At 59.3% G+C, this 13,091-nt stretch carries 16 protein-coding genes and 1 tRNA gene; 10 read left to right on the plus strand and 7 right to left on the minus strand.

The window, feature by feature from the left end; all coding sequences use genetic code 11:
* Positions 1–61: 61 nt before the first annotated feature.
* Positions 62–1,039, plus strand: a complete 978-nt coding sequence (locus AM571_RS18605) for an aldo/keto reductase (protein WP_074062666.1) — start codon at positions 62–64, stop codon at positions 1,037–1,039.
* A gap of 25 nt (positions 1,040–1,064) precedes the next feature.
* On the opposite strand, the gene AM571_RS18610 is transcribed toward AM571_RS18605, so the two are convergent.
* Positions 1,065–1,649 carry a TetR/AcrR family transcriptional regulator gene (locus AM571_RS18610; protein ID WP_074062667.1) on the minus strand — a complete coding sequence of 195 codons (585 nt, stop codon included), beginning with the start codon at positions 1,647–1,649 and terminating at the stop codon, positions 1,065–1,067.
* A 122-nt stretch (positions 1,650–1,771) separates the two neighbouring features.
* Here AM571_RS18610 and AM571_RS18615 point away from each other — a divergent pair, with 122 nt between their 5' ends.
* Positions 1,772–3,067 (plus strand): MFS transporter, encoded by a 1,296-nt coding sequence (locus AM571_RS18615; RefSeq protein ID WP_074062668.1) that lies wholly within the window; start codon positions 1,772–1,774, stop codon positions 3,065–3,067.
* A gap of 123 nt (positions 3,068–3,190) precedes the next feature.
* A tRNA-Leu gene (locus AM571_RS18620) sits at positions 3,191–3,275 on the plus strand.
* Positions 3,276–3,678: 403 nt separating this feature from the next.
* Here the strand turns inward: AM571_RS18620 and AM571_RS18625 are convergent.
* On the minus strand, positions 3,679–4,302 hold the full coding sequence (locus AM571_RS18625; protein WP_074062669.1) for a DUF1643 domain-containing protein: 624 nt from the start codon (positions 4,300–4,302) through the stop codon (positions 3,679–3,681).
* 35 nt (positions 4,303–4,337) lie between these two features.
* Between AM571_RS18625 and AM571_RS18630 the strand changes: the two genes are divergently transcribed.
* The gene (locus AM571_RS18630; protein WP_074062670.1) at positions 4,338–4,535 is read left to right on the plus strand and encodes a hypothetical protein; all 198 of its coding nucleotides are present in this window, start codon (positions 4,338–4,340) and stop codon (positions 4,533–4,535) included.
* 362 nt (positions 4,536–4,897) lie between these two features.
* A complete protein-coding gene (locus tag AM571_RS36975) occupies positions 4,898–5,209 on the plus strand; it encodes a hypothetical protein (protein ID WP_196776294.1) in 312 nt (103 codons plus the stop codon).
* 56 nt (positions 5,210–5,265) lie between these two features.
* Here the strand turns inward: AM571_RS36975 and AM571_RS18640 are convergent, their stop codons facing one another.
* A complete protein-coding gene (locus AM571_RS18640) occupies positions 5,266–5,472 on the minus strand; it encodes a hypothetical protein (protein WP_074062671.1) in 207 nt (68 codons plus the stop codon).
* A gap of 207 nt (positions 5,473–5,679) precedes the next feature.
* Here AM571_RS18640 and AM571_RS18645 point away from each other — a divergent pair, with 207 nt between their 5' ends.
* The gene (locus AM571_RS18645; RefSeq protein ID WP_074063353.1) at positions 5,680–7,446 is read left to right on the plus strand and encodes a cation:proton antiporter; all 1,767 of its coding nucleotides are present in this window, start codon (positions 5,680–5,682) and stop codon (positions 7,444–7,446) included.
* Here AM571_RS18645 and AM571_RS18650 read toward each other — a convergent pair.
* Positions 7,416–7,715 carry a hypothetical protein gene (locus AM571_RS18650; RefSeq protein WP_074063354.1) on the minus strand — a complete coding sequence of 100 codons (300 nt, stop codon included), beginning with the start codon at positions 7,713–7,715 and terminating at the stop codon, positions 7,416–7,418. The two genes, AM571_RS18645 and AM571_RS18650, sit on opposite strands and share 31 nt — an antisense overlap.
* Before the next feature lie 198 nt (positions 7,716–7,913).
* Here AM571_RS18650 and AM571_RS18655 point away from each other — a divergent pair, with 198 nt between their 5' ends.
* Both AM571_RS18655 and AM571_RS18660 read left to right on the plus strand, forming a co-directional pair.
* Positions 7,914–8,504, plus strand: a complete 591-nt coding sequence (locus AM571_RS18655; RefSeq protein ID WP_074062672.1) for a YqaA family protein — start codon at positions 7,914–7,916, stop codon at positions 8,502–8,504.
* 22 nt (positions 8,505–8,526) lie between these two features.
* On the plus strand, positions 8,527–9,042 hold the full coding sequence (locus AM571_RS18660; RefSeq protein WP_074062673.1) for a disulfide bond formation protein B: 516 nt from the start codon (positions 8,527–8,529) through the stop codon (positions 9,040–9,042).
* 13 nt (positions 9,043–9,055) lie between these two features.
* On the opposite strand, the gene AM571_RS18665 is transcribed toward AM571_RS18660, so the two are convergent.
* Positions 9,056–9,613: an HNH endonuclease gene (locus AM571_RS18665; RefSeq protein WP_074062674.1), complete on the minus strand. Its 558-nt coding sequence runs from the start codon at positions 9,611–9,613 to the stop codon at positions 9,056–9,058.
* A 112-nt stretch (positions 9,614–9,725) separates the two neighbouring features.
* Entirely contained in the window at positions 9,726–10,412 is a 687-nt protein-coding gene (locus AM571_RS18670; RefSeq protein ID WP_074062675.1) for a DNA-3-methyladenine glycosylase family protein, read from the minus strand.
* Between AM571_RS18670 and gluQRS the strand changes: the two genes are divergently transcribed.
* Positions 10,411–11,292 carry a tRNA glutamyl-Q(34) synthetase GluQRS gene (gene gluQRS, locus AM571_RS18675; protein ID WP_074062676.1) on the plus strand — a complete coding sequence of 294 codons (882 nt, stop codon included), beginning with the start codon at positions 10,411–10,413 and terminating at the stop codon, positions 11,290–11,292. The genes AM571_RS18670 and gluQRS overlap by 2 nt on opposite strands.
* On the opposite strand, the gene AM571_RS18680 is transcribed toward gluQRS, so the two are convergent.
* Positions 11,254–12,171 (minus strand): YihY/virulence factor BrkB family protein, encoded by a 918-nt coding sequence (locus AM571_RS18680; RefSeq protein WP_074062677.1) that lies wholly within the window; start codon positions 12,169–12,171, stop codon positions 11,254–11,256. The two genes, gluQRS and AM571_RS18680, sit on opposite strands and share 39 nt — an antisense overlap.
* A 76-nt stretch (positions 12,172–12,247) precedes the next feature.
* On the opposite strand from AM571_RS18680, the gene AM571_RS18685 reads away from it, so the two are divergent.
* Positions 12,248–13,081 carry an SDR family oxidoreductase gene (locus AM571_RS18685; RefSeq protein WP_074062678.1) on the plus strand — a complete coding sequence of 278 codons (834 nt, stop codon included), beginning with the start codon at positions 12,248–12,250 and terminating at the stop codon, positions 13,079–13,081.
* The last annotated feature ends 10 nt before the right edge of the window (positions 13,082–13,091 follow it).

Consider the following 13,091-nt stretch of genomic DNA (forward strand, 5'->3'; position numbering starts at 1 on the left):
ATTGCGCCCTACATCAGCCGAAGGTGCCTCGGGGGGTCGAGATTCATTTACGGAGTCAATCATGGACTATGTCAAATTCGGAGGCACTGGCCTCGAAGTTTCGAGGATCTGCCTCGGCTGCATGACCTTTGGCGATCCGGGCCGTGGCAATCACGCCTGGACGCTCGGCGAGAAGGAAAGCCTGGCGATCATCAGGCAGGCGATCGATCTTGGCATCAATTTCCTGGACACCGCGAATACCTATTCCGACGGCTCGTCGGAGGAAATGGTCGGACGGGCGATCAAGGAATTGAAGCGCGAGGATATCGTACTTGCGACCAAGGTCTTCAACCGCATGCGACCCGGTCCGAACGGCGCTGGTCTTTCCCGCAAAGCGATCTTCGACGAGATCGACAACAGCCTGCGCCGGCTCGGCACCGATTACGTCGACCTCTTCCAGATCCATCGCTTCGACTACACGACGCCGATCGAGGAAACCTTGGAGGCGCTGCACGACGTCGTGAAGGCCGGCAAGGCGCGCTATATCGGCGCCTCATCCATGTACGCTTGGCAATTCGCAAAGATGCTCTACACCTCGCGGCTGAACGGCTGGACTCAATTCGTGAGCATGCAGGACCATGTCAATCTTCTCTATCGCGAGGAGGAGCGCGAGATGCTGCCTTTCTGCGAGGACCAGAAGATCGCCGTCATTCCATGGAGCCCGCTTGCGCGCGGCCGCCTGGCGCGCGACTGGGACGAAAAGACCGCCCGCACTGAAACCGACGAATTCGGCAAGACACTCTACAGGCAGGCCCAGGATGCCGACCGCAAAATCATCGATACGGTCGGCCGGTTGGCGAAGACACATGAGGTCTCCAGGGCCCAGATCGCCACGGCTTGGATCTTGCAGAAAAGCGCGGTGACCGCACCGATCATTGGCGCCTCAAAGCCGCATCATCTTTCGGACGCGGTCGGGGCACTGGCTGTCAAGCTCACCGCCGATGACGTCGCCGCTCTCGAAGAGCCTTATGTTCCGCATCACGTGGAAGGCTTCAAATAGGCCAGATACGTACCTGCGGGCGCACTCAGGCGCTGACAAAATTGGCCGGTGACAGCTTCTCCCGCATCGTCGAGAGGAACTGACCGGCCAATTCGCGATTTTCGACCGCGCGCGCCAGACTGACGGCCCCCATCATTGAAGAGAGCGTCGTAAAGCCATTCTTGCGGCGCTCCACGGGCGTCTCTCCTGGAGCGATCTCCGCCAGGATATCGACAAGCGTGGATAGCCCGTCGTTAAAGGTTTCCCGCACCGCACCGCTGCTGCGGCTCACCTCTTCCATCAGCGCCACGAAGACACAGCTCGAGCCCGGATTGTCGACGGACAACCAGGAAACATAGTGGTCGAGAAGCGCATCCAGGGGGCGATCCGGTGCGTCGGCGATAAGTGCCTTCCACCGCACTTCCACCTTGGCAATCAGCGCCCGGCTGACCTCCAGCTGCAGCTCTTCCTTTGATTGGAAGTGCCCATAGAAGCCTCCATGCGTCAGTCCGCAGGCTTTCATGATATCGGCGACCCCCACCCCGTCAAACCCGTTTTCGCGGAACATCACGCCCGCGACTTCCAGAATCTTCTGGCGGTGTTCTGCAAATTTTTCGCGACTGACGCGCATGACCGGCTCCGAAAATAGTCCCTTGACAAATTATATGACGCCCATCATCAATACGCAAGAAACATGATGATCATCATCTAAATCGGTGATGCATCCATCATTCCCACGAATGGAACTTGCCCATGGTTTCCACTGTGCTTGCCTCGACCCTTGCACGCCGCAACATCCATTACGGGTGGATCGTTGTCGCCGCGACTTTCCTGACCATGCTGGTCACCGCCGGCGCCATGGGCGCGCCGGGCGTGCTCATCAAGCCGCTGCAGGACGAGTTCGGCTGGGAAACGTCGCAGATCTCCTCCGCACTTGCGATCCGCCTTGTTCTCTTCGGCCTGATGGGTCCCTTCGCAGCGGCCTTCATGAACTATTTCGGTGTGCGCAAGGTCATCGTCTTTGCGCTTGCGCTGATCGGCGTAGGCTTCGTCGGCTCGCTTTTCATGACATCGCTTTGGCAGCTTCTGATGCTCTGGGGCATCGTCGTCGGTTTCGGCACTGGCTTGACGGCCATGGTTCTTGCAGCGACCATATCTGCGCGCTGGTTCACGAAGCACCGTGGCCTCGTCGTCGGGATGCTTTCGGCAAGCTCGGCCACCGGTCAGCTCGTTTTCCTGCCGCTAATGGCGGAACTAACGGAACGCTACGGCTGGCGCTCCACGGTCTTCTTCGTCTGCGCGATGATCATGGTTGCAGCCCTCGCCGTGCTTGCCTTCATGCGCGATCGGCCCTCGGACTTAAACTTGCCCTCGCTCGGCGAAGCTCACGTCACGCCGCCGCCGGCACGCGGAACGCTCGTCGGCGCGCTGAAGACGCCGGTGACGATCCTGAAAGAGATCTCCGGAACTTCGACCTTCTGGATCTTGTTCGCCACCTTCTTTATCTGCGGCCTCAGCACCAACGGCCTGATCCAGACTCACTTCGTGACACTTTGCGGCGACTTTGGCATCCTGCCTGTCGCGGCGGCCAGCGTTCTAGCCGTAATGGGTATCTTCGATTTCTTCGGCACGATCGGCTCCGGCTGGTTGTCGGACCGCTTCGACAACCGATGGCTGCTCTTCTGGTATTACGGTCTTCGCGGGCTCTCCTTGCTTTTCCTGCCCTTCAGCGATTTCAGCTTCTACGGTCTTTCGATCTTCGCGATCTTCTACGGCCTCGACTGGATCGCCACCGTTCCTCCGACCGTCAAGATCGCTGCCGACCGCTTCGGCCGGGAAAAGGCCGGTATGGTCTTCGGCTGGGTCTTTGCCGGCCATCAGCTGGGCGCGGCAACCGCTGCTTATGGCGCCGGCCTTTCACGGACCGAACTGTCGAGCTACCTGCCGGCCTTCTTCGTTGCCGGCGCCTTCTGCCTGCTCGCCTCGATCCTCGCGATCACGTTGAAGAAGTCCGGCTTGAGAGAATCGGCACCGGCTACCGCACACTGATTGCAAAGGGGTTTACGACGGAACATCGAGCCGGAAGCCGTATCAAATCAGCCTGATAAGCCCGCCCGCCGTCTTGCGCGGTCGCAGGTCGCATGGTAGACACCCGGCTCGTTGGTATCGGTTGCCCCATTGGCGGAATTGGTAGACGCGCTCGACTCAAAATCGAGTTTCGAAAGAAGTGCTGGTTCGACCCCGGCATGGGGCACCACCGACGCAAAATGACCCTCATCATTCGTATAGGCCGTCGTCTGGCGGTTGTCGTCTCAGTCAACGGCGCCAGTCTTGAAGTTTGGCCTGGGCGCACCAGTCACCAGTCCGTTGCCGAGATCGTTTGAGCACAGCGTCATGTTGCCGATGTCGTCTGCGTGGATCGTCTTCCTGAAGAACCGGGAGGATTGGCGAATCCGCAACGACCTGCTTCATCTCAGTTTCCCGCTCTCCGTCCTCCGGATCAGCGATCTGCAATTTCTCGATCAAGGGGCTCGATCTCGGCGGCGATGCGGGCTGGAGCGCGCACGAGGTCGCGGTCGGCTGCGCCCTCCTCAATCGCATGTTGGCATGTGCGCCCGAATTCCGTCCATCGCATGACACCCACCGCATAGACGATAGCATCAAAGACTACGTCCGAAAAATCCCCGATTCGTGCACCAATGCTGTGACGCAGCCTTCCTTGCGGGCCGGAACATGACCGGCTGCTGGTTCCGAGCGATGCGATGGAGGCCACGTGCCATCGGGTGTTTCGGAAATCCGTCCTTCGTCAGCCCGAGACAGATAAGGTCGACGCACTGGCGGCGGGCGCGGGCGCAGAACCAGTCCTGTCCATCTTCCCAATCGTTCACATTTGTGTGGTGCGCGCCATTGGCGCCCCATGCGGCAAGAACCGGCGTGTTCTGCGAGCGGGCGAGCGTCAAGGCGGCATCGATGAACTGGGCGTTCTTCGGGCCGCGCGGATCGTGCCACGACATCATCACGATCGGGCTCGACGAGCGGAAGGCGAAGAGGTTGACGACCAGCAGGCCGCCATAGCTCCACACCCTACCAAAATCGATCAGCGCGCGGATCGTTGGATCATCGTTGTCGGCATCGGCCGTCGAAGGGTTCAGCATGCAGGTGACGAGCAGCGGCCCGCCCTTGTCCCACACACGCGTCAGCTCGTAGCGAAATCGGCCGCAATCGGAAATGACGGCGGCCTTTTCGATTTGACAGATGCTGCCCTCGAGTCCGAGCTGCGACATGCCGCCCAATCCTTCCGAGAAGTCGATGGAAGACGTTGCGCCATGCCGACGGCGTCGACCATCATTGCCGACTTGACTTCGCCGACCAGGCCAATGAGGTCAAAGATGCGGCCTTCGCCGACAATGATCTCCACTTCGTCGACAATCAGATGCTCAAGAGCGGCGAAAACGAATCATCCATTATATCCCTGGCTGAGTTGGCCGGTGCACTCCTCAAGCGGTCGGAGCTGTGAGCAACTCAACCAATGAGATTGTTCTTGTCGCCCTTTTCATTCTGATGATCTAGCGTTTGGGAATACCTAATCCGCTGGCATCAAAAGTCTATGATCAAAAGGCGCCCCTTCAGCTTTCTCCTGCTTCTTGTCCTTCCGGTTGCTTCTTATGCAGCCGATTGCCCTTCAGCCAAGAGTGCAAAAAACGGTTTCTTATTGAGGAATTCGGACGCGATAAGCGAATTCCGGCCGGCACAAGGACCTGTGGTCGCAAAAAGCAATTCGTTAGGAAGTTCGAAGCAGACGGTCTATTCGCATCAGGGCTTTTCGATCTGTCTCGCTCCAGCAGCGATGAGCGTTACGCCATCTTTCCACAAGATGGCTTGGGCAAGCTTCTGCCCATCAAGAAGGAAGGACATCACGTGATCCCCTTCGTCCCCCTCGATCCTCAACAATCCAGCGACAAGTGGACGCTGGAGCTGTCGGTAACCAAACGCGAGACAGTTGCAGTCGGCCGGTGCAAATACGAGGTTTTCAGGATCAGGGAGGAAACCAAAAGAGGCGGCGAGCGGGTTGAGCTGTCGAGCGCTCTTTACTCCCCTGACCTGCATGCGACCCTCGCCAAGATCTACGGCGAGGGCACAAGCGAGGAATCCATCGTCAGTCACGATTATATCCAGTCCTTATCGCGCTGACTGAAGTCGATGCGGCAGGGGTTGCGGTTGCGAAAAGACCTGCAAGACGCGCTACCCTACTGGATCAGCTGAATTCTGATCTCCTCCTTAGCAGCGAAGGAGCGGCATTCGTCCAGGTCGTCGCCGACGAAGATCACATCGCCTTCGGAATCGAACAGACCCCAGCAGGCTTCGTCCTCCAGAAATACCTCCCGGACATATCCGAATTCGACGGCTCCGAAAGACCGATCAGACGCGACATCAACAGCTTCTATTTCTCGCATGGATATCTCCAATGAGACAGCGTTTCCTGTTTTAGTGTGCGCTTATATTGATCTCCGAAACTGACGCCAAACTGGTGTCGCGGCGAGAATGCCCCAATATCGCTGGAGCTCAGCAATTGCCGGTGATTTGGAAACTCAAATCAAGTATTTAATTTCACTCACACTTCGGTCAAAGTGACGGTCGCCAACGAATATCAAGGGACGGATGTGCATCAGGAAGTAACGCTTATTGCGACAGTCGCCGTCAGCTTCGTCTTTGCAGCGGTGCTCGGATATATCGCCGACAGGCTGCGGCTGCCGCCGCTGGTTGGCTATCTCGTGGCAGGCATACTGATGGGACCGTTCACGCCTGGTTTCGTCGCCGATACAGGGCTTGCCGGACAGTTGGCGGAAATGGGCGTCATCCTGCTGATGTTCGGCGTCGGGCTGCATTTTTCAGCCCTTGACCTGCTTGCCGTGCGCGGTATCGCCGTGCCGGGCGCGATCATCCGGATCATCATCGCCACGCTGCTCGGCATTGGCCTTGCGAAATGGTGGGGCTGGGGGCTCGGCGCCGGGATCGTCTTCGGCCTCAGCCTGTCGGTGGCAAGCACCGTCGTGCTGCTGAAGGTCCTGGAGGAACGAAACCTGCTGAATTCGGCCAGCGGCCGCGTCGCGGTCGGCTGGCTGATCGTCGAAGACCTGGCGATGGTTCTGGCGCTGGTCTTGCTGCCTGCGCTTGCGGAATTGCTCGGCGGCCACGCCGCCAGCGATGCTGCGCAGGGCACTGGGCTGCCGCTTTCTCTGGCGATTGCGCTCACTCTGCTGAAGGTCGGCGCCTTTGCGGGCATGGCGATCTTTGTCGGCCCGAAGATTGTTCCCTGGCTCCTGACGCTCGTCGCCCGGACCGGCTCGCGCGAACTCTTCACATTGACGGTCCTTGCCATTGCGCTCGGCATCGCTTTCGGCTCCGCCGAGATCTTCGGCGTTTCCTTCGCACTCGGCGCTTTCTTCGCGGGCGTCGTGATGAGCGAGTCCAATCTCAGCCACCGCGCTGCTGCCGATTCTTTGCCGCTTCAGAACGCCTTTTCAGTCCTGTTCTTCGTGTCGGTCGGCATGCTGTTCGATCCGTCGATCCTGGTCCGCCAGCCGATGGCCGTCATCAGCGCACTGATGTTGATCATCGTCGGAAAGGCGATCATCTCCTTTCTGATCGTCATCCTGCTTCGCTATCCGGTCGGAATGGCGTTGACCGTCGCGGGCGGGTTGGCGCAGATCGGCGAGTTTTCCTTCATTCTTGCCGGTCTCGGCGTTTCCCTCGGATTGCTGCCGAATGACGGGCAGGATATCATCCTTGCGTCCGCGATCATTTCGATCACGCTCAATCCGCTCGTCTGCGTCGGCGCTGAGGCGCTGCACACCTATGTGCACGCCCGATGGCCGGTGCTCAGCAATCATTATGGCCGCCGCCGGCATGAGGCGCTCGCGCGCGAGCTTGAAAAGATCAGGGCACTTTCCGAAGCGCGGGAGCGCCAGCATCAGTTGGAGATGCAGCAACTGATCGAGACTTTCCCGCTTTTCGCCAAGGTCGATGAGCACTCGCAGGAAGAACTGCTTCTTCTCTTCCGCCCCAAATCGGCGCTTCCGGGCGAACGCGTGATGCGTAAGGGTGACCGCGGAGACGGCATGTATTTTCTTTCGTCCGGAGCCGTGGAAGTCCGTCTGCCAAGCGGCGCCGTCCGCCTCGAACCGGGTGCGTTTTTCGGAGAAATGGCTCTGCTGAGCGGCGGGCGGCGGACGGCCGATGTCATAGCCATCGATTTCTGCCAATTCCTGGTGCTGGAACGCCGCGACTTCAACATGTTCACCGCCCGCCACCCGGCGCTAAGGGCCGCCGTCAGCGAAATGGCACGAGAGCGCTCGCACATGAACGCCCTGAACGCGAAGCGCAAGGAACAGCCGGATCAACGCGAAGTGTCGGCGGAAGGCCAATAGGCATCGGCGGAGAAGTCATGGGGGATCGGATCGAGCCGCGACAGCGTCTCGGCCGCAAAATCGAGCTGCAGCTTCAGATATCTGAGCGCTTCGGGCGCAGGAACGCCCGTTGCAGCCTCTCTCACACAAGACGAATGATAGCCGCTTTCCCGAAGCCGCCTGAGGGCTTCGCGCCGCACATCCTCGCGGCTCGGCCTTCGACCTGAAGCTACTGTTTCGCGCCCATCGGCCGTTTCGCCGAGCCCGCCCTCAATCACCCTCAATTTCATTCTTAGCCACCTGCAAAACCGATCGGAAGCCAGCTTGCAGAAGATTTGCCGATTCGCAATCTCGCGAAGATCGGGGAGCACGGCCGCTCCCTGCATCACAAAAATTTTCGTGGCACGCTGGCATCATTGCCACACTAGGCATTTACAGCGCCAGACTGCCCCCCTAAAGCTTTTGCACCGCAGCACGAAAGGAATGGAATGCTCCGCAGACTTTACGACTGGACCATGTCTCTCGCCGCCCGCAGATCGGCCGAAGTCTGGCTCGCCGTTATCGCCTTCGTCGAAAGCTCCGTCTTTCTCGTCCCGGCCGATGTCCTTTTTCTTCCCATGGCACTCGCCAAGCCCGAGCGTTCATATCGATATGCGATCGTCGCCACGGTCGCCTCGGTTCTCGGCGGCATCGCCGGCTGGGCGCTCGGCTTTTATGCCTACGAGACCGTGGCGCGTCCGGTACTGGAATTCTACGGAAAGCTCGATGCCTTCGAGCAGATGAAATCTTACGTCACTTACGAGACGATCCTGCTTTTGCTGGTGACGTCGGGACTAGCGCACCTGCCGCCTATCAAGATCGTGACGATCCTGTCGGGGGTGATTCAGGTCAATATATGGCTGTTCGTCTTCTCGGCGATCGTCGCCCGCGGTGCGCGCTTCCTATTCCTGGCCTGGCTGCTTCGCCGCTACGGCGAGCCCATTCGCCATTTCATTGAAAAGCGCTTGGGGCATATCGTCAGCATCGGTGCAGTGGTCGCCATCGTGCTTTATATTGTCTACCGCTACCTTGCCCACTGAGCCAACCTTGCGGAGTTCCGCCATGACTGCCATTGCCTCGCCTCTTTCCCGGCCGGTCGTTCTCTACTCGCTGCTTCTGGCGCTGGGCATGGCGGTCGTCGTCGGAACTGCACTCGGCTTCCAGTATATCGGCGGCTATATTCCCTGTGCCCTCTGCCTGCTGCAGCGCCAGCCCTATTACTACGGCATTCCGATCGCGATCCTCGGTGCGCTCGCATCGTTCTTCGGTCTGCCGAACTGGGTCGCTCGTGCCCTGCTTCTGGCGGCGGGTATCCTGATGGTGGTCGGTGCCGGCATGGGTGTCTATCACGCAGGCGTCGAATGGCATTTCTGGGCAGGGCCAGCGACCTGCTCGACCAGTGCGGGCAGCATGACGCAGAATGCCGGCGACCTGCTTTCGGAACTCAACACTGTGACCGGCCCGTCCTGCACGGATGCGGCGCTGCGCGTTCTTGGTCTTTCCTTTGCGGGCTGGAACGTGATCGCGAGCCTGATCCTTGCGGCCTTCGCGTTCGTCGGCGTCCGCAAATCGGCATAAGCAACAGCGGCGATCAAGGCTGCAGTTCGGTATCCCAGTAGAGATAGTCGAGCCAGCTGTCGTGCAGATAGTTCGGCGGAAAGAGCCGGCCGTTGTTGTGCAGGTCCTGCACGGTGGGCTGATACGGCTTCTGCGAGGGGAACATGCCTGCCTGCTTCGGCAGCTTGCTGCCCTTTTTGAGATTGCAGGGAGAGCAGGCGGCCACCACATTTTGCCAGGTCGTCTCGCCGCCATGGGCGCGCGGAATGACATGGTCGAAGGTCAGATCGTCATGCTCGCCGCAATACTGACATTCGAACTTGTCGCGCAGAAAGACATTGAACCGGGTAAAGGCCGGGTTTCTGGAAGGCTGAACGTAGGTCTTTAGGCAGACGACGCTTGGAAGCCGCATCGAGAAGCTCGGCGAGGAAACCGAATGTTCGTATTCCGCGATGATATTCACGCGGTCAAGGAAGACCGCCTTGATCGCGTCCTGCCAGGACCAGAGCGACAAGGGATAATAACTCAAAGGCCGGTAGTCAGCGTTCAGGACGAGCGCCGGCAGGGCCTGGGGGGAGACTGCAATCGTCAAGGTACTCTCCTGAGCGATTCGGCATCTGCATCCTTATATTAGGCCGGTTGTGACAGCCTTGTGAAGCCCAATAAATTCAGTCAATAACGGCAATTCGATGAGCCGTTGTCCCTCAGCTGACCGGAAGGAGTCCGCGCCCTAGCTTCTTGGCATAATAAGCCCAGAAAAGCCTTGCTGCGACCGATCTCCAGGGAGACCAGACCATGGCAAGCGAGGCGAGCACTTTCGCGTGCGGACGCTGTGCGAGGTCAAAGGCTGCAGCGACGGCGTTCTGCAATGCGACGTCTCCTGACGGGAAGACATCGGCGTGCCCGCCGCAAAACATCAGATAGACTTCCGCCGTCCACGGACCAACACCCTTCAATGCCGTCAACTCGGCAAGCGCCTCCGCCGGCGGCATCGAGGAAAGAAGTGCGAGATCGAGGCGCCCGGATACGACGGCTTCGGCGATGCCCGACAGTGTCGTCGCCTTGGCACGCGACAGGCCGAAACTTCGCCACGCATCCGCCGGCAGGGCGACATAGCTCTCGGCCGTCAGCACTCCTCCAGCGAGCGCCATGCGCCGCCAGATGGCATCGGCGCTTGCGCGCGAAACCATCTGCGAAACGATGATGTGGGCAAGACCGGCAAACCCCGGCTCTTGAAGGCGCAGCGGGATCGGACCAGCCTCCTTGGCAATATCGGCAAGCCGCGGGTCGAGGCGAAACAACTGCTTCAGTCCCTCGTGGATATCCGCTTCGCTTCGAATGATCTGCACGTTGCCTCGCGATGGTTTCGAATTCGTGGCAGAAGAAAGCATGACCACGTTTCAGCGTCAAAAGACCATTTTCCGTTTTGCGCCCAGTCCCAACGGCCCGCTGCATCTCGGCCATGCGCTTTCGGCCTTCCTTAACCAGGATATGGCCGCCGCAATGGACGGACGGCTACTGCTGCGCATCGAAGACATCGACCAGGCACGTTGTACACCCGAATTCGAACGAGGCATCTATGCCGATCTCGAATGGCTGGGAATCGACTGGGAGAAGCCCGTGCGACGACAATCCGATCATTTCGCACAATATCAGACAGCATTGCATGGTCTGATCGAGCGCGGATTAGTCTATCCTTCGTTTCTGACACGCGGTCAGGTGAGGGCCAGGGTGACCGCTTCCGAAGCCGGCGGCAATGCCTGGCCACGCGACCCGGACGGTTCGCCGCACTATCCCTCCGACGATCGCGACCGGAGTGAAGGCGAGCGGCGCAAGATGCTCGACTCAGGCCTGAAACACGCTTGGCGCCTGGACATGGGGCGGGCACTGCAGGCTGTCGGTCGTGTCCTATACTGGAGGGAGACCGGCGACGGCGAGACCGGGTTGATTGCCGCCGATCCGTCGGTGTGGGGGGACTTCGTTCTTTCGCGCTCGGATGCCCCTTCAAGCTATCACCTTTCGGTGGTTGTCGATGATGGGCTGCAGGCCGTCACTCATATTGTGCGCGGGCTCGACCTCTTTCATGCAACATCGATCCACCGGCTGCTGCAGGTGCTGCTCGACCTGCCTCAGCCGGTCTACCACCATCATCGCCTGGTGACGGATGCAAAGGGACGCAAGCTCTCGAAAAGCGATGGCGATACCGGGCTTGCGGATTTGCGCAACAAGGGGCTATCGTCGGCCGATATCCGGAATCTTGTCGGTCTTTGAAAGCTTGCTGCCCTGCCCGCTCAGAAAATTACGGGCGAAGATGGCGCGCACCCGAAATTTCATCAGTGCCGCATTGATTTCCGCGCCGATGATGAAGATCACGCCGACCATATAGAGGAAGATCAGTACGACCATCACCGATGCCAGGCCCGCGTAAGTTGCTGTGTAATTCGCGAAGGTGGCGAGATAAAAGGCGAATATCAGCGCGCCGGCGAGCCAGAGAAGCAGTGTCAGCAAGACCCCGGGGATAACGTCGTAAACCCGCCTGCGGCCGGCAGGCAGCCAGAGATGAACGACGAGCAGACCGACCGTCAGCACGAAGAGCGTTCCGTAGATTCGCCAGCTGAAGACGATTTCGAGCGTATCGGCAAAAAGCGGAAACCATTGCCGCGCGTAGTCGAGAGCGAAGGGCACGGCGACGAGCAGGATGCTGATGGCGGCAAAGATGATCACCGCGATCAAAACGTATCCGAGGCTGGCCAGGCGCGTGAGATACCAGGGTCTCGTCTCCGGTACGCGATAGGCACGGTTGAGAGATATGCGCAGCGCCTCGACACCGTTCGAGGCGAAGTAGGCGGCTGCCAGCACCGAGACCGTCAACAGTCCGCCGCGCGGAATCGTCAACACCTGCAGCACCTGGTCGGCCACGGGTTTGGCGATCGCTTCCGGCCAGGTATCGAAAATGAGATGCACGGCCGTGGAGGAGAACTGATCGGCGCCGAGGAAGTTTGCGAGCGTCGTGCCGAAGATCAAGAAAGGGAAAACCGCCAGCAGGATCGATAATGCGACATGGCTCGCCATCGCGAAACCGTCATCCTCGATCATGTGGCAGATCGCGTCGTATGCCACATCATAGAGCGTACGCACAATCTTCGGCATTCCACCCCCGGGCTTCGTCATTGTATCGTCGCTTCGAATATGGGAAATGAGTCCCAATTTGTACAGGAATCATTCCATGGCGGAGCAGCGCACCATCATCGTGACCGGATGCTCATCCGGCATCGGTGCCTATTGCGCGCGAGCCCTGAAGACCGATGGCTGGCGCGTCTTTGCAGCGGTCAGAAAACACGCCGACCTCGGACCGCTCCAGGAGGAGGGGATCGAAGCCTTCGTGATGGATTATACGCGCTCGGATACGATCGCTGATTTCGTTCGCGATGTAACTGTGGCAAGCGGCGGACGCATCGATGCGGTCTTCAACAACGGCGCCTACGGACAGCCCGGCGCGGTCGAGGATTTAACGACCGACGTGCTGCGTGCGCAATTTGAAACGAATTTCTTCGGCTGGCATGAATTGACACGGCAAATACTGCCGCTGATGCGAAGGCGCGGCTCTGGCCGCATCGTACAATGCTCGTCTATTCTCGGCGTCGTGCCCTATCGTTTTCGCGGCGCATACACCGCTTCGAAGTTTGCGCTCGAAGGGCTGAGCATTACGCTGCGCATGGAACTTCAAGGCAGCGGCATCCACGTATGCCTGATCGAACCTGGTCCGATTGCCTCGCGCTTTACCGCCAACGCGCTCGCGAAGTTCAAGGAGCATATCGACCTGCGCAATTCGGTGCATGCGGCAGATTACCGCCGACAGCTCGCGCGCCTTGACGGGACTGGCCCGAAGAATCGACATAAGCTAGAACCCGACGCCGTCTATGCTGCGTTGAAACACGCATTGAACTCGAACAGTCCGAAGCCACATTATCCTGTAACGACACCGGCAAAACAGGGCATGTTCCTGAAGAGGCTAATTCCGGCGGACCTTTTTTATCGCCTGATGCGCTGGACCGATTAATCAAGGAAGC

Source organism: Rhizobium etli 8C-3 (genome assembly GCF_001908375.1).
GTDB classification, from domain to species: domain Bacteria; phylum Pseudomonadota; class Alphaproteobacteria; order Rhizobiales; family Rhizobiaceae; genus Rhizobium; species Rhizobium etli_B.